Origin of the sequence: Rhizobium sp. BK491, assembly GCF_014194925.1 — a bacterium.
In the GTDB taxonomy this organism is placed as follows: Bacteria; Pseudomonadota; Alphaproteobacteria; order Rhizobiales; family Rhizobiaceae; genus Rhizobium.
Window position 1 is genome coordinate 252,588 of the sequence record NZ_JACIAR010000003.1, and the last position, 16,681, is coordinate 269,268.

Here is a 16,681-nt window from a genome sequence, read left to right on the forward strand (position 1 = left end):
CCGATCGCACCGATCGGTCGCTCCGGCGCCGCCTGATGGCTGTACTGCGGATGGCGTCTCGCGTGCTCGGGATGCGCCGCAAGGACATAGGCCCCGGCTCGTTAGGCGCCGGCGGGAGCTTGCGTTCGGCAGGCGTGATCGGCGGCCTCGCCGCGCTCGCCGCGCTCGGCCTTTCCGCGCCGGCGCAGGCGCAATATCAGGCCGGCGGCGGAACGGCGTCAGCCGCCAACGCAGTTGCCATCGGCAACGGTACCCAAGCGAATGGCTTGGAGAGCGTGGCGTTGGGCACCTCTAACAGTGCTACTGGCAACGCTTCGATCGCCATCGGCTATTCGATGGCTGTCAATGGCCTCAACGCCATTGGCATGGGTGTCTTCGCGAACGCGACCGGCACCAATGCTCTTGCCGTGGGCGGGAACGCCCGCGCGCTGGCGAGCGGTGCATCGGCCTTTGGTGTCAACACCACTGCAAGCGGGGCGAACGGCGTCGCTTTCGGCTCCGCGGCCACCTCTTCAGGTGGTGCCTCGGTGGCGATCGGACTATCGTCCAACGCCTCGTCTGCAAACGGTTCTGCCATCGCCATGGGGGCCGGCTCCAAGGCAAACGCTGGAACGGGTGGCGGTTCTCCCATTGCCATTGGTACGAATGCCAATGCAAGCGGCACCGCTCCTTCCGGCTTCACGTTCGAGTCTGTTGCGTTAGGCTCCGCTGCGACGGCCACGGGAGCATGGGCGAATGCCGTTGGTTCGAGTTCGTCTGCGACGGGGACAGGATCCAGCGCTTTCGGCACGTCGGCCGCCGCAACGGCAAATCAAACTACTGCGATCGGCAATGGGGCAGCGGCTTCCGCCCTAAGAGGTTCCGCCATGGGTTATCTGGCCCAGGCCTCCAACACGGACACCATCGCTCTCGGCACGAATGCTGCCGCATCAGGAACCAACTCGCTTGCAATTGGCCCAACCACCGTTGCGTCGGGGGCTTTCGGCGTTGCCTTGGGTAACCAGGCGCAAGCGCTCGCCGCTGGTGGTGGCGTTGCGATCGGCTCGGGCTCAATCGTTGCCAGCACCGCGACTTCCGGCGTCGCGCTCGGCAACAATGCAAATTCTGGTGGTGTTTTATCGACTGCCGTGGGCGCCGGTAGCAACGCCAGCGGCGACAATTCCACCGCTACAGGACGCCAGGCGGTCGCCAGCGGCACGAACGCCTCCTCATATGGATCTGGAGCGCAGGCGACGGGGAACAACTCTCTGGCAGCCGGCGTCAGCGCCAACTCCAGCGGTGCCGGCAGTACCGCACTCGGCATCGGCACGGTAGCCAGTGCAAGTCAATCGCTCGCTGCAGGCTACCAGGCGGCTGCCAGCGGTACCGGCGCCACGGCCATTGGCCAGAGCGCCATCGCATCCGCCGCATCGGCGATCGCCGTAGGCCCGAATGCCAAGGCGGATGCGGCCGAAGCGGTCGCCATGGGTAACAATGCGGTTGCGACCGGCGGCAAGGCCGTCTCCATCGGCTCCGGCAACACCGCTTATGGCAACGGCGCGGTCGCGATCGGTGATCCGAGCTATGCGAGCGGCACGGGTGCCTTCACCGGCGGTGCCAACAACATCGCCAACAGCGACGGCACGGCAAGCGCCACCGCCGCCAACCAGGCACCCGGCGCGGTGGCGATCGGTAATAACAACAAGGCGATCGGCCAGGGTTCGGTTGCGCTCGGCAACGGTTCCACGGCAGGTGCCTCCGGTTTCGTCGGCAATGTCGCACTCGGTAACGGCGCGACGGCGGCGGCAAGCTCCGGCGACGTGGCCCTCGGCTCGGGCTCGGTGACCGCCGCGGCGGTCGGCACCGCCAGTGGGGTGGTCAACGGCACGACCTACGCCTACCAGGGCACCAACCCGTCTTCGACGGTGAGTGTCGGCGCTGTTGGTGCCGAGCGCACCATCACCAACGTCGCGGCGGGCCGGATCAGCGGCTCATCCACCGACGCCATCAACGGTTCGCAGCTCTTTGCCACCAATCAGGCGGTCGATGCCATCGGTACGACGGTCAACAACATCAATACGGGCGGCGGCATCAAGTATTTCCATGCCAATTCGACGGCGGCGGATTCGTCGGCGACGGGCGCGGAATCCGTGGCGATCGGACCTCTCTCGGTCGCGTCGGGGGCGAATGCCATTGCGGCGGGCAACGCTTCGGGTGCCTCCGGCCTCGACTCGGCCGCGTTTGGATACATAGCCAAGGCCACGGGTGACTTCAGCACTGCCATGGGCCCCAATGCCAATGCGACGGCGACATCCAGCACCGCGATCGGCCAGAATGCATTTGCAACTGCCGCTCAGTCCACCGCTCTTGGCGTCAACGCCAGTGCCAGCGGCGCGAGTGCCCTCGCGCTCGGCGCCAACGCTGCTGCGGGTAACGCGGGCGACGTAGCGCTCGGCTCGGGCTCGGTGACCGCCGCAGCGGTCGGCACCGCCAGCGGGGTAGTCAACGGCACGACCTACGCCTACCAGGGCACCAACCCGTCTTCGACGGTGAGTGTCGGCGCTGTTGGTGCCGAGCGCACCATCACCAACGTCGCGGCGGGCCGGATCAGCGGCTCATCCACCGACGCCGTCAACGGTTCGCAGCTCTTCGCCACCAACCAGGCCGTCGACGCGATCGGTACGACGGTCAACAACATCAATACGGGCGGCGGCATCAAGTATTTCCATGCCAATTCGACGGCGGCGGATTCATCGGCGACGGGCGCGGAATCGGTTGCGATCGGACCTCTCTCGACGGCGGCGGGCGCAAACGCCATCGCGGCCGGCAACAGCGCGACTGCTTCCGGCCTCGACGCAGCGGCGTTGGGATACATCTCGAAGGCGACGGGCGACTACAGCACCGCCATTGGCCCCAATGCCAATGCGACGGCGACATCTAGCACCGCAATCGGCCAGAATGCGTTTGCGACCGGTGTTCAAGCGAGCGCTCTCGGCGCAGGAGCGAGCGCCGGCGCTCAGAACGCCCTCGCGTTGGGCGCCCTTTCCGTCGCCAACAACGCAGGCGACGTGGCGCTCGGCTCGGGCTCGGTGACCGCTGTCGCGGTCGGCACCCCCAGCACCACGATCGGCGGCAACACCTATAACTTCGCCGGCACAACACCGGCCTCGACGGTCAGCGTCGGCGCGGTGGGTGCCGAGCGCACCATCACCAATGTCGCGGCGGGCCGGCTCAACAACGGTTCGACGGACGCCGTCAATGGCTCGCAGCTCTTTGCGACCAATCAGCAGGTTGACCTGAACACGACAGGCATCACCAATCTCAGCAATATCGTCAACAACATCAACACCGGTGGCGGCATCAAATATTTCCATGCCAATTCCACCTTGCCGGATTCCCAAGCCCTCGGGACGGATTCGGTTGCCGTCGGCCCGAATGCGGTCGCCAACAATGCCGGTGATGTGGCCATAGGTCTGAATTCGGCATCGGGTGCGACGACGGCGGTCTCGGGCGCAACAATCGGCGGTACCGCCTACACCTTTGCCGGCACAACTCCGGCGGGCGCCTTCTCGGTCGGTTCGGCGGGCGCCGAGCGCCAGATCCAGAATGTCGCCGCCGGCCAGCTCAACGGCGGCTCGACAGACGCGGTCAACGGCTCGCAGCTCTTTGCCACCAACCAGGCGGTCGACAGTCTCAACACGACGGTCACCACCATCAACGGCAACCTGACCAATCTCGGCAATACGATCAACAACATCGCCGGCGACACATCGACGACCTATACCGATGCCAACGGTAAGGGCATCCGGTATGTGCGCACCAATGACAGCACGCTTGCCGTCAGCGATTCCTCGGCTCAGGGTGTCGGTTCCACAGCCGTCGGCTATAACGCGACCGCTGCGGCAGGCGATGCCCTGGCACTTGGAAGACAAAGCCAGGCCACCATCCAAGGCGGGGTCGCCCTCGGTTCCGACTCGGTTTCCGATCGTCCCCTGGCACCCACCAGCGGCCAGATCGCGGCCGGCCCGACGAACTTCATCCAATACAACACGACGGATAAAACGCTGCTGGGCGCGGTTTCGGTCGGTTCGAGCACGGCCTATCGACAGATCATCAATGTTGCCGACGGCACCAACGCGCAGGACGCCGTCACCGTTCGCCAGCTTCAGGGCGCCATCGCTTCGGTAGCGACGACCCCAAGCAAGTACTTCCATGCCAACTCGGCGGCAGGCGACTCCCTTGCGGTCGGTGCGGAATCGGTGGCGGTCGGCCCGACCACCGTGGTCAACGGCGACAACGGCATCGGCATCGGCAACGGCGCGGTCGTCGATCAGGTCGCGCCTGGCGGCACGGCCGTCGGCCAGAATGCCCATGTCATGCTGGCCGACGGCGTAGCCCTCGGCACAAACTCGCTGGCGGCGGGCGTGCAGTCGGTCGCATTGGGCGCCGGCGCGCAGGCAAACAATATCAACAGTGTCGCGCTCGGCGCGCAATCGGTAACGACCGTGGGTGCTCAAGCCGGCTATACCGGCTTTGCCCTGACGGGCCCGCAAACCTCCGTCGGCGAGGTGTCGATCGGCTCGGCCGGATCGGAGCGCAAGCTCACCAATCTGGCAGCTGGTTCGGCAAACACCGACGCCGTCAACGTCAGCCAGCTCAAGGGTCTCGGCACCAACATCACCAACCTGATCGGCGGCGGCACGACGGTCAATCCGGATGGCTCGATCACCGGCCCGACCTATAATGTCCAGGGCAACAACTACACCACGGTCTACGATGCCTTCGGCGCGGTCAATAACACATTGACCAACATCACCAGTGGCGGCGGCATCAAGTATTTCCACGCCAACTCGACGCTGGCGGATTCCACCGCCAGCGGCACCGATAGCGTTGCGATCGGTCCGCAGAGTGTCGCCAGCGGCGTGAGCAGCCTTGCGGCAGGACTTGGATCTGCGGCGACGGGGCAGGGTGCGGTTGCCCTCGGCCAGGGTGCGCAGGCCAACAATGCCAATGATGTGGCCTTGGGCTCCGGTTCCACAACACAGGCTGCTGTCGGCACATCCGGCACGACCCTTCAAGGCACGCACTACGACTTTGCCGGCACCGCGCCTGTCGGAACGGTGAGTGTGGGTTCTCAAGGAGCTGAAAGAACCATCACGAACGTCGCTGCCGGCCGTATTTCTTCCGACAGCACCGACGCCATCAACGGATCGCAGCTTTATGCGACCAATCAGGCGATCGACAGCTTGCAGACCGGTGTCGGAACGATCACCAAGAACGCCGTTACCTATGACCTCAATCCTGATGGCAGCAAGAAGAACAGCATCACGCTGCAGGGCGGTGATGTGAACGCACCGGTGGTCATTTCCAACGTCGGCAAGGGTGTCGCTCCCACGGATGCGGTGAACGTTGCCCAGTTGGGTGACAGCATCACTCAGGTCAAATCCTATACGGATACGGCTGCCGCCACCACGCTGGCCTCCGCCAACAACTATACGGACCAGAAATTCGGCCAGCTGAACCAGGAACTTGGGGACGTCCGTTCCGAGGCAAGGCAGGCGGCCGCAATCGGACTTGCAGCGGCATCGCTTCGTTATGATGACCGTCCGGGCAAGGCGAGCGTGGCTCTCGGTGGCGGTGTCTGGCGAGGCGAGGGCGCGGTGGCCTTCGGCGCCGGTTACACCAGCGAGAACGGCCGCGTCCGGGCGAATTTGTCCGGTACGGCCGCCGGCGGACACGTGGGTGTCGGCGCTGGCGTCAGCTTCACTCTGAATTGAGGCTGTCATGATCAAAGGAACGCTTTACGGCGTCCCGACTTTCCTGATGTGCATGCTCCTGTTCGGCTCGATTGCAGCCGGACAGGATGCTGCCTCTCCCGCGTTTCGTATAAAACCTTCCGAGGTCGTTGTTCCCGGGGAGGTGAAGCTTGGCGACTATCAGCGGACCATTCGTCCCTTCGAGAACTGGACGCTGATTTGCGACGAAAATCTCAAAATTCGCCAGCGGGTCTGCAACGTCACCCAGATCATCGAGAACGATGCCGGGCAGGTCGCATTCAGCTGGTCGCTCGCAGCGACGAAAAAGGGCGATCCCTATATGATCTTGCGCGCTGCCCCGGTTGCCAAAAGCGACGGCGGTATCCTGTTGCAATTCGAGGGCCGCAAGGAGCCGATACAGGTCCGGTTCAACGGCTGCAACAACACGGTGTGCGTCGGCATGCTGCCGGTCGGACCCCTACTGCGCGAGCAGATTTCCAAAAGTACGGCGCCAACGGTTTCCTATCCGACAGCGGATGGGAGGACGATCAGCGTGACCGCAAATCTCAAAGGCCTTTCCACAGCCGTAAAGGCGATAAAGTGACGGATGGATTTCAATGACCCAGCAATCAATTCACGATCGCATCATGTCGCGAAACACCAAGGATGCCGCAATTCAGAACCTGGCGGTCGAGCAAGCCGAGCCAAAGCGAAGCTGGCGAAAGACCGCCGCCCTTTCGGTGCTGGCGATCGCAATCGTCGCCGCTGGCGGCTATGCCGCCGTCCGATATGATGTCTTGGGTAATCTTCTCTCCCAGCCGGCGGTCGCTGCAGCGAACGACGCCAATCAGGCGCTGCCCGATACGCCGTTCCTGCAGCACGCCAAGCAGGCCGGACTGCATTCCTGTTCGACGATTTTCCCCGTTCTAGGGCAGCTGCTGACCAACGGCACGCAGTACAATGTCCAATCGGTGTGGAACAAGGAGGCAGCCGACAAGCATGCCGTGCAGGCACTTGTGGGCATGAACTATGCCACGCAGGGCTATAGCGGTCCGGCCGCCGGCATCGTATTTGCAGCACCGGTCGCATCCGGCTGCGAAGGAGCAATGGTTCGGGTCGCACCGTTCACAATGTCTTGCCCGGAAGTTTCGGCCAAGTTCCCGAACGGAAGCAAGCTCGTCAACAATCTCGACCAGGTCGGTGTCTACCAGCTCGGCAACGATGGTGGCGATGCCATGCTTTTGCCGACAGGAAGCGGCTGCGTCGTCATTTCCGTAGCTTCGGCAGCAGGAAAGCAAGGGAGCTAAACATGAGATTGAAATCCGCGATTTCAGCGATAGGCATGCTTCTTGTCTCCGCCGCCCATCCGTGGGCTGCCGATCTCTTCACGACTGAGCAGCCGCCGGCTCCCCCGCCTGACGAGCGCGGCATATGGGCAGCCATCGCCTATTCCGCACCTGATGAAAAATATGGCTTCTTCTGGGGAGCCGACAAACGCCAGGAAGCCATGGATATCGCTCTCAAGCATTGCGAGCGGGATAAGGGTAAAAGCTGCGTCGTCGTCAGTGTCTTCCGCAATCATCGTCACTGGGATGACGACGATAAGACCGGCTTTCCATACAATCATTGCGGCGCGCTTGCCACCGGCAAGGAAGGCGGCAAGCGCGTCACTCCGTGGGGCGCAAATTCGGCGCCGACACGCCGCGAAGCTGAAGATCTCGCGCTCAAGGCATGCGAGGGCTCCGGCTCCCGCTGCAGCGTGCGGGAATGGGTATGCACGTAAGCGCCTCCGCGCGAGATCGCCCTTGGGCGATCGGTTCGCGTCGAAGGGTGGCTGCCGACGCTAGTTCTTCATCCTGGCCTTTGCGGAAACGATTGCATAAGGTCGCATTTCAAAGCTGAGAGATCTTATCCCTTGTCAAATTCCGCATTCATTTCACTTCGGACAATCGGCCGCATTTCTTATGCGGTGCTCGCCTTCATCTCCGCGAGCTTTGCTCTGATGCTTGCACCTGCGGCCTTTGCCCAATCGGCCCTGCCGAACGGTGCATCCAGCCTGCAGGAGACGTATCAGGACTGGCATGTTGCGTGCAATCAGCGCGATAAGGCACCTTCTTGTGCGCTCTCGCAAGATCAAACTCAGCAGAACGGTCAAAGATTGCTCGCCGTCGAGATGCAGATGCGTCCCGATGGCAGTGCGCTTGCGACGCTGCTGTTGCCGTTCGGAATTGTCCTCGACTCGGGTGTCACGCCGAATATCGACGATCAGCCTCCCTTGAAGCCGGTGCGCTTTCGCACCTGCCTGCCGAACGGCTGCATAGCCTTGCTTCCGATCGATGCTCCGACACTTGCCAAATTGCGAACCGGCTCCCGCTTGAACCTCAAGGTTGTTGCCGATGGCGGCAATGCTTTGGGCTTCCAGGTGTCCCTGCAAGGCTTTTCAGCGGCTGCCGATCGCGTTGTTGCATTGGCCAGCCGATAGGAAGTGCACGGTGCGGGCGGCTCGCGCCGAAGATCCGATGAGCTATTTCCTGGGCAGCGAGCTGTCTGCCAGCAGCTAGCCGTCGAAGATGAGGCTCGCCGCGCCGATCAAGCCGGCATGGCGTCCGAGTTGTGCGGCAACGATCGGCACGTCGCGATAGGCAGGCATGGCGCGCTCGCGAACTGTCATCACCATTTGATCGTGCAGAAGATCGAAGCCATGCGAAATTCCTCCGCCCATAACAAGCACGTCCGGCGAATAGAGGTGAAGCAGGTTCGTAAAGCCGATCCCCAGCAAGCGCGCCTCGTCAGTCAGCAGCGCCAATGCATCAGCGTCGCCCTCTCGCGCGGCTTCAACGACGTGTCGTCCGGTTACATCGGCATCGGCGGCGAGCTTGCGCAGCATCGATCCGTCTGACGGCCTGGTGCAGGCCGTTGCCCGCCTGCCGAGCGCCGTGCCGGAGGCGACGGCTTCGAAGCAGCCGACCGCGCCGCAAAAGCAACGTTCGCCCTCGCTCGTGATCGTCATGTGGCCGATCTCGGCAGCCAGGCCCCGTCTGCCATGCAGGATACGGCCATCGGCAATCACGCCGCCGCCGATACCGGTCGATACCGTGACGAACACCATCGATTCCGTCCCGCGGCCGGCGCCATATCGCCATTCGCCGAGCGCTGCCGCGTTTGCATCGTTTTCAAGCCGCACAGGCAGCCGGAAGTGGCCGTGGAGAATGTCTGCCAACGGAACCTCATGCCATCCGACGAGCGTCGGGGCGGCAATGACGACACCGGCGTCCGGATCGAGCGGGCCGGGGGCGCCGATCCCAATCCCTATCGGCGAAAGACCAGGCGTTTGCGCCAGCACCGTTTCGGCCAGCTGTTCGATCTGGCGGATGACGGCGGCGGGGCCGCCGGCCGCGTCCGTCGACAGCGACGAGAACGACAGAAGGCATCCCGCATCATCGATAAGCGCGGCGCGAAGCTCCGTTCCACCGAGATCGAATGCAAGAGCGACCTTTTTCACGAAACCCGGCTCTCCAGTCCATGCAGCCAGGCGATCCGGTCGGCAAGATTCTTGTCGCCGAATGCCAGCGATCCGAGAACGACCGTCTGCGCGCCTGCTTGGCGCAGAAGCGGCACCGTTTGTTCGCGAATGCCGCCGTCGGCTGCGAGTATGATCCGATCTTCGCGGCCTGCCTTCCTCAGCAGAGAGCGCGCTTCGATCAGCCGGTCGCAGGCTTTTTCGGAAAGGCTTTGTCCCTTGACGCCGATCGAGGTTCCGAGCAGCGTCACGAAGGCGACATGATCGATGAAGGGGTCGATCGCCGATACGGGCGTTTCCAGCCGCAGCACCACGCCGGCTTCGGCACCCAGATCCCTGGCAAGTGCAATTGCGCGCAAGCCTGCATCACCGTTTTCAGCATGGACGCTGATCAAATCCGCGCCCGCTTCTATGAACTGGCGCGTCTGCTCCTCGACGATTTCAGCCTCGACCATGAGATGGACGTGGATCGGTTTGGCGGTCGACTTGGCGATGCGTGCAACGAAATCCGGAAAGAACAGGAAGCCCGGCGTAAAGCGCGCATCGGCGACATCGATGTGATGCAAGTCGACATAAGGCTCTATGCGCTTGAGATCGGTTTCCATATTGGCAAGATCAGCCGACCAGAGCGAGAATTCGCCCAGCAACCTGTTGCGGGGAAGCGCTGCGATGGCCGCCGGGCCGGAAAGGGGTCTGGACGTCATGATGGAATGAAACTCCGGGGTGTTTGGGCTGCTAGAAAATGCGCGATGGCGTCTTGGACCTCAGCAAAATGCCTGCCTTTGTCGATGGCCTTGGCGGTAACTTCGACAAAGCTTGCGCCTGGAATGACATTGGCGAGCGTCTGCGCGCAGGAGAGCGGATGGATCGCGTCGTGCCGGCTGCCGATGATCAGAGTGGGCACGCTAAGAGCGGCAGCGGCTGCCTCGGACACATCCGGTCCGTCTGCGGCAATGTCAGCCAGAACGGAGGCAAAGGCGAGAGCATCCGGCCTGTCGAAATAACCGAGCAGGGAAGAGAAGTTGTCCGGCGCCTCCGCAGCGATCCGTCGTCCGGTCTCAGAGGCGACAAAACGGTTTTTGGCTTCCTCGATCGGATGTGAACGGATCAAAGCGGCCACGGCGCGGATCGGCGTGAGATTGCCTGGCGATGCCTCGAAGGTCCAGGCGGGGCGCACGAGAACGAGCCCGGCAACCCGGTGGCGGTGATGATGGGCGAGGTGTAGGGCAATGGCCGCTCCCATCGAAATGCCGCCGATGACGAAGCGATCGAACCGATATTCGGTGGCCGCGGCCAGAACGTCCTCGGCAAACATGCGGATCGAAAAGGGTCGCGCATTGCCGAGCGAGGATGCGCCGTGCCCGCGGCATTCCAACGTCAGTCGGTGAATAGCCGAGGTGGGGACATTCTGCGCGACCTGCGCCTCATCGCCGCCAAGACCGTGTTGGAAGATGACCGGAAGCCCCTGTCCATCCTCATAGATGGCCAGTTCCGCATCGCCGCGCTTGAACGATTTCTGTCCCATCAGATCAGCGCCTTGAGAAAGCGGGCTACGCCGGATGCTTCGGAAGCCGAAAGGCCATGTGTCACGAGCGGTCCGTCGAAATTCACCGAACGCAGCCGCGCGATGAAATCGGCAAAATCCACCACGCCTTGGCCGACGGTCGCGAAGCGACCATCGCCGTGACGATCCTTGGCATGTGCCAGGGCGATATGATCGGCGGAGATTTCGACCGCCTCTGCGACGATCGCCCGCGCTTGCGCCCGCGGCGCCTGCTCGAAAAGATTGGCCGGATCAAGCACGATGCGCAGCCGCGGCGATCCCATCTCGTCGATCAGCCGCCGGGCGTCGCTTGCCGAGGTGACGATATTGGCCTGTTCCGGCTCGATGCCAAGATCGACGCCATGCCGTTCCGCCAGCTCCAGGGCCTTCGACATTTCAGCGGCCATGTCGGCCCAGGCGGAAGCATCGCCATTGTCGGGATGATGTGCCCATTGGTCGTTCGGGTCGCGCGTTCCGGTGCAAAGCGTCACCAGCGGAATCGAGAGTGCGGCCGCCGTTTCGATGATGACGGCGAGCTGGGCGAGGCCCGATCGGCGAGCGGCAATATCGGGGTGAGCCATATTGTAGGTGCCCGACAGAGCAGCGAGCGAGATACCCGCCGCCTCGACGGCTGCCCGGATCGCAGCGATCGTTTCTTTCGAAACGGTATCGGGCATAGACGGGAGACCGCAGCAGGCAAGATTGAACTGCGCGCATGCGTAACCGCTATCCCGCACGGCCGAGAGAACGCCGAGCGGCTCCGTTCCGGGAAAGGTCTTGGCGAATATGCCGATTTGCATCAGACCGCTCCCGAAACCGATGCGAGCTCGACACGCTCGCCCCGTTCCACCGACCGGGCGATCGCCACCATCGCGCGGATGGAGGCCAGGCCGTCGTCGACATTTGCGCCGCGCATCGGCGCGCCGTTTAGCGCCGTGTCGGCGAGCCCCTCCAACTGCCGGCGGAAGAAATGGCCGTCGGCGCCGAGCGGCTTCCGGCTTGTCGCATCCTTCTCGTGAAAGATTTCCACTTCGCTCGAGCGGAAATACCAGGGATTGAAGGTCTTTGCGAGAACGGAGCCGTTTTCGCCGTAAAGCTGGAAACCTTCATGCCAGTCCATGCGCACCGCAACCGTCAGGTCCAGATGACCGAGGGCGCCGTTGGCAAATTCGGTTTCCACGAACCAGCAATAGGCACCGGCGCGTTCCAGAAGCCGGGCGCGAACGGCAATGATCTCGCCGCAGAAGAAGCGTGCGGTATCGACCAGATGCGAGCCATGCGCCAGCATGAAATATTGCCGGAGATCGGCCTTGGGATTGCCTGATGGTTTGCGTGCAAGCTTGCTGGTAACGGGCAGGGGCTGCACCGCATCCGTATTGGTGTAGCGGTGGGTGGAATCGCAATACCAGGCCTTCATCGCAAAGATCTGGCCTATATCGTCGCGCACGAAATCGCGCGCTGCCTCGAGCGCCGGATCGAAGCGTTTCATATGCCCGACCTGCAGGATCTTTCCGGACCGGCGCACGGCCTCGGCAAGCTGCTGCCCTTCCTCGACCGACACGCCGATCGGCTTTTCGCAGAGCACGTGCTTTCCGGCTTCCAGGGCCTTGATCGACATCGGCACGTGATAGGCGTCGGACGTCGCGACGATTACGGCCTCCAGCTCGGGATCGGCCAGCATGGCGTCATAATCGCCGTACATCTTCTGCGGTTCATAGGTCGCGCTCATGCGGGCCAGAAGATCGGGGGCCGCGTCGCAGATCGCATAAAGATCGGCATTCCGCGCCTTGACGCAGGATTCCAGATGCGCGAATTGCGCGATCGGCCCGCAGCCGAGGACTCCCACGCGAAGACGGCGACTTTCCTTTTCGATCATGGTCTTCTTCCTTATGCGCCGTAGCCGCGCATGGTTTGGCGATTGGCTTTGATCGCAGTGGCAGGGTCGGCGCCGGCCGACTCAGATTCCTCTTCCAGCACTAGCCAGCCATTGAAATGGGGAGCGACGGAGACGAGGTCGATCACGGCCGGCGTATCGAGAACGCCCTTGCCGAGCATCGCCCATCGGCCCTGCGCATCGACATCTTTCAGATGCAGGTAGCGGATACGGTTCTGATAGGTACGCATCGTATCAAGCATGTCGGCATGCCCCCGCAGGATATGGCCGGTATCCGGTACCCAGCCGACCAGATTGGGGTCGAGGAGTGTGAAGATGCGGTCGTAATCGGCACGGTCGAACAGCAGCGTATTGTGATGCGAGCTCGGATGTACTGCGACCTCGACGCCGGCGGCCTTGCCAAGCTCTCCCGCACGATTGTAGAACTCGCCGGCAATGGCGAACTTGTCGTCTCGCGGACCGTCGGAAACGACGGTCGCCGAGCCGATGGAAATGAGTGCGCCGGGAAAGTGCGCTGCATAATCGATCCAGCGCTTGGCCGTCGCCAGGTCATTCTTTATCGCGTCGGCCACCGTAAAGCCGCTCTTCGAACCGAAGGCGAAGGAGACGAGCGTCAAGCCGCAATCTCGCAATGCATTTGCGAAAGCATGCGGGTCCGCGCCATAACGGCCGATCATGGTGTCGGTGATTTCGATGCCGGAGTAACCGCCTGCGGAAATCGCCGACAGCAGGTCGTCAGCCGTTCCTGTCCAGGCATTGCCGAGCATTTCCCATGTGAATGTCTGGCAGCCGACTTTTATGTCCTTGCGCATTCCCGCTATTCCTTGATTCCGCCTTGGGTCAGGCCTTCGATGATGTGTCGTTGGAAGAAGAGCACCAAGATAATGAGCGGCACGGTGACGACGGCCGATGCGGCTGCGATGTCTCCCCAAGGCACATAATATTGGTTGGTGAAATTGGCGATGCCGACCGGAATCGTCTGGCTGTCGCTGTCCGAGGTGAAGGCCAGCGCGAACAGGAACTCGTTCCAAGCGGTGATGAAGGCAAGCAGGCCGGTCGTGACAAGGCTCGGCAACGACATCGGCAGGATGATATGCCAGAGCAGGCCGAGAGGGCCGACGCCGTCTATGCGGGCTGCCTCGTCGATTTCGCGCGGAAGCGTTTCGAAATAGCCGAACAGTACCCAGGTCACCAGCGGCAATCCGAGCGCAAGATAGGTGATGATCAGCGCCGTATAGGTATCGAGCAGCCCGAGATCGGAGGCGATGAGATAGAGCGGTCCGACGAGGGCGATCTGCGGAAACATCGATACCGAAAGGATGACCGTCAGGATGCCGAAACGCCCCTTCACATCGAGGCGCGATAGCGAAAAGGCAGCGAGCGAACCGACGATCAAGCATAGGGCGGTGGTCGCAAGGGAAACGACGAGCGAATTCAGCACGTAATGATGCAGGCCTTTTTCGACGAAGGCGTTGTAGTAGTGCTCCAGAGTGAACGGGTTCGGTATGAGCGAGGGCGTCCCCTCGGTCAGTGCCTTGTCGAGCTGGAGCGATGTCGAAAATTGCCAGATGAACGGGCCGGCGGACCAGATGAGGATGAACAGGGCGCCGAGATAGATGAGGATGTTCTGGAAGACTGAGCGTTCTCCGTTCATGTCGTCCTCCTGATCTGGCGCACGAGGAAGACGCAGAAGCCGATAGCGATCAGCCCCTCGGTGATGAACATGGCGGTCGAGACCGCCGAGCCGTAGCCGAACTGAAGCGTCGAAAAGAGCACCTTGTAGGAAAGGGTCGAAAGCGTCTCGGTGGAATCGGCCGGACCGCCGCCCGTCAGCACATAGACGAGATCGAAGACGCGGAAGGCATCGAGCGCACGGAAGAGCCCGGCGATCAGCAGCGTCGGCATCAGGAGCGGTAGGCGGATATGCCAGAAGATCGTCCAGGCTCCGGCACCATCGATGCGTGCCGCCTCGATCAGCGATTTCGGAACCGTTTGCAGCCCGGTCAGCAACAGGAGCGCCATGAATGGCGTGGTCTTCCAAACATCGGCAAGAATGATCGTCGTCAGCGCCGTGTCGGGCGAGCCGTACCAATTGACGTTCTGGTTGATGAGTCCGGCATGCAGGAGGATGAAATTGATGATGCCGTGCTGACCGTCGAAGAGCCAGCCGAACATTTTCGACGTCACCACGGTCGGCATGGCCCAGGGCACGAGCATGGCGGCGCGGATTATGCCCCGGCCGGCGAAGGTCTCGCAAAGGATCAGCGCCATCGCCAGGCCGATGAACGTCTCGAGCAAGGTCGAGACCAGCGTAAACCAGATCGTGTGCCACCAGGCATTCCAGAATGGCGGGTCGGCCAGCAGCTGCACATAATTGGCGATACCGACGAAATCATTGTCCTGGGTAATCAGCGAGCGGTTGGTGAAGGACAGATAGACGCCGTTGACGATCGGATAGAAGGATACCGATGCGAGCGAGAGAAATGCCGGCAGCAGCAACAGCCAGGGCCAGAGGGCGCTTGAGAGCGCCCCCGACTTGCCCGATGTTTGCCCGGAAACGGCAGCCGTCATCGTTACTGCCATGTCAACCGACGATCTTGTTGATCTGGGCCGCAGCCGCCTGCAGTTCCGCCTTGACGTTGCCGCTGACCAGTGCCTTCGAGATGCTGGACTGCAGTGCCAACGTCACCTTGGCATATTGCGGCGTGATCGGCCGCGGCGTGGCCCCGGTGAAGACGTTCTGAAGGCTCGCCATGAACGGCTGTTCGGCCTTCAGCTTCGCGTTCTGGAAGATGCCGGGGCGCGAGGGCGCAAGACCGAAATTAAGGGCAAGTCGGGTCTGGGTTTCGGGTGAAGACATCCAGGTCAGGAATTCGATCGCCGCTTCCCGCTTCTTGGAGTTGGCATTGACGCCGAGCTGGTAGCCGCCGAGGCATGCCGAGCTCTTGCCGCCGGCAAAATGCGGCAACGGCGCGACGGCGACCTTGTCGACCACATGCGAGGCTTTCGGGTCCTGCGCAATCGGATAGACATAGGACCAGTTGCGCATGAACATCGCCTCACCCGAGGTGAACGGCTGGCGAGATGGCTCCTCGTCCCAGGAGAGCACGTTCTGAGGGCTGATCTTCGTCTTGTTGATGGTGTCATACAGGAACTGGATCGCGGCAACGGCGTCATCGTCGCCGATGACGGAGGATTTTCCGTCGGCGGAAAGGATGGAGCCGCCATTGGATGCAATGATTTCCACCGCATCGCAGACCAGAACCTCGGCCTGCTTGCCCTGCCAGAGATAACCGAATTTGGCATCGCCGGCCTTTTGCGCCTCTGCCGCCATCGTCGCCATGTCGGCCCAGGTTTCCGGCACCTTGCCGCCGTGCTTTTCCACCAGGTCCTTGCGATAGTAGAACATGCCGGAATCGACGAACCATGGCAGTGCGGTCAGCTTGCCGCCGTAGGTGCAGGCAGCCACCGTGCCGGGGAAATAATCGGCGCGCTTGTCCTTCGGGAAATATTCGTCAAGCGGCAGCGCCCAGCCGGCAGACGCAAAACCGGCGATCCAGATGACGTCCTGGCTGAAGACGTCGGGCGTTCCGTTGCGGCGGGCGAGTTGCTGAACGAGGCCCTGATAGACTTCCGTCGACGAACTCGGCGGCGGCAGTTCGATGAACTTGACGGTGATGCGGCTTTGCGACTCGTTGAAAGCCTTGACGAGATCGCCAAGACCTTCCTTGCCGAAGAAGCTGGCGCTGGCAAAGCTGATTTCCGTCCGATCGGCCGCGCGTGCCGGGCGGATGCCCAGGCCTGAGGCAACACCAAGCATTGCCGTACCGATGGCGGTGCCGGCGGCACCCAGCACTAGCTGACGACGATCAAGCATTATCGATTGTCCGGCACTCTTGGCGTGAGCCGGCGTCTTCTTGATATCTGTCATGTTTCCCTCCCAGGAAGACCGGCGACCTCCAAACCTCCGCGCCAGTATTCGCATATGT

At 62.4% G+C, this 16,681-nt stretch carries 14 protein-coding genes; 5 read left to right on the forward strand and 9 right to left on the reverse strand.

What is annotated here, in order from left to right:
* Positions 1-35: 35 nt before the first annotated feature.
* The 5 genes from FHX05_RS15580 (at position 36) to FHX05_RS15600 (ending at position 8,217) form a co-directional block, all read left to right on the forward strand.
* Positions 36-5,756, forward strand: a complete 5,721-nt coding sequence (locus FHX05_RS15580) for a YadA-like family protein (RefSeq protein ID WP_246698961.1) — start codon at positions 36-38, stop codon at positions 5,754-5,756.
* A gap of 7 nt (positions 5,757-5,763) precedes the next feature.
* The gene (locus FHX05_RS15585) at positions 5,764-6,339 is read left to right on the forward strand and encodes an invasion associated locus B family protein (RefSeq protein ID WP_183712156.1); all 576 of its coding nucleotides are present in this window, start codon (positions 5,764-5,766) and stop codon (positions 6,337-6,339) included.
* Between the two features lie 13 nt (positions 6,340-6,352).
* Positions 6,353-7,042, forward strand: coding sequence for a hypothetical protein (locus FHX05_RS15590; RefSeq protein WP_112337100.1), 690 nt, complete (start codon positions 6,353-6,355; stop codon positions 7,040-7,042).
* 2 nt (positions 7,043-7,044) lie between these two features.
* Positions 7,045-7,518, forward strand: a complete 474-nt coding sequence (locus FHX05_RS15595) for a DUF4189 domain-containing protein (protein ID WP_112337099.1) — start codon at positions 7,045-7,047, stop codon at positions 7,516-7,518.
* Between the two features lie 132 nt (positions 7,519-7,650).
* Positions 7,651-8,217: an invasion associated locus B family protein gene (locus FHX05_RS15600; protein WP_210293681.1), complete on the forward strand. Its 567-nt coding sequence runs from the start codon at positions 7,651-7,653 to the stop codon at positions 8,215-8,217.
* Positions 8,218-8,292: 75 nt separating this feature from the next.
* Here FHX05_RS15600 and FHX05_RS15605 read toward each other — a convergent pair whose 3' ends face one another.
* Genes FHX05_RS15605 through FHX05_RS15645 form a run of 9 tightly spaced genes read right to left on the reverse strand, consistent with a single transcriptional unit; the run spans position 8,293 to position 16,623 of the window.
* A complete protein-coding gene (locus FHX05_RS15605; protein ID WP_183872797.1) occupies positions 8,293-9,237 on the reverse strand; it encodes an ROK family protein in 945 nt (314 codons plus the stop codon).
* Entirely contained in the window at positions 9,234-9,959 is a 726-nt protein-coding gene (locus FHX05_RS15610; protein WP_112401117.1) for a ribulose-phosphate 3-epimerase, read from the reverse strand. The genes FHX05_RS15605 and FHX05_RS15610 overlap by 4 nt, the downstream gene beginning before the upstream one ends.
* Positions 9,956-10,780 (reverse strand): alpha/beta hydrolase, encoded by an 825-nt coding sequence (locus FHX05_RS15615; RefSeq protein ID WP_183872799.1) that lies wholly within the window; start codon positions 10,778-10,780, stop codon positions 9,956-9,958. The genes FHX05_RS15610 and FHX05_RS15615 overlap by 4 nt, the downstream gene beginning before the upstream one ends.
* Entirely contained in the window at positions 10,780-11,598 is an 819-nt protein-coding gene (locus FHX05_RS15620) for a sugar phosphate isomerase/epimerase (RefSeq protein ID WP_183872801.1), read from the reverse strand. The genes FHX05_RS15615 and FHX05_RS15620 overlap by 1 nt, the downstream gene beginning before the upstream one ends.
* On the reverse strand, positions 11,598-12,674 hold the full coding sequence (locus tag FHX05_RS15625) for a Gfo/Idh/MocA family oxidoreductase (protein WP_112410749.1): 1,077 nt from the start codon (positions 12,672-12,674) through the stop codon (positions 11,598-11,600). The genes FHX05_RS15620 and FHX05_RS15625 overlap by 1 nt, the downstream gene beginning before the upstream one ends.
* Positions 12,675-12,685: 11 nt before the next feature.
* The gene (locus FHX05_RS15630) at positions 12,686-13,504 is read right to left on the reverse strand and encodes a sugar phosphate isomerase/epimerase (protein ID WP_183872803.1); all 819 of its coding nucleotides are present in this window, start codon (positions 13,502-13,504) and stop codon (positions 12,686-12,688) included.
* Positions 13,505-13,509: 5 nt separating this feature from the next.
* Entirely contained in the window at positions 13,510-14,346 is an 837-nt protein-coding gene (locus tag FHX05_RS15635) for a carbohydrate ABC transporter permease (protein WP_112337092.1), read from the reverse strand.
* Positions 14,343-15,275 carry a sugar ABC transporter permease gene (locus FHX05_RS15640; protein WP_246698962.1) on the reverse strand — a complete coding sequence of 311 codons (933 nt, stop codon included), beginning with the start codon at positions 15,273-15,275 and terminating at the stop codon, positions 14,343-14,345. The genes FHX05_RS15635 and FHX05_RS15640 overlap by 4 nt, the downstream gene beginning before the upstream one ends.
* A gap of 1 nt (position 15,276) precedes the next feature.
* On the reverse strand, positions 15,277-16,623 hold the full coding sequence (locus FHX05_RS15645) for an ABC transporter substrate-binding protein (protein WP_183872805.1): 1,347 nt from the start codon (positions 16,621-16,623) through the stop codon (positions 15,277-15,279).
* Positions 16,624-16,681: the final 58 nt, after the last annotated feature.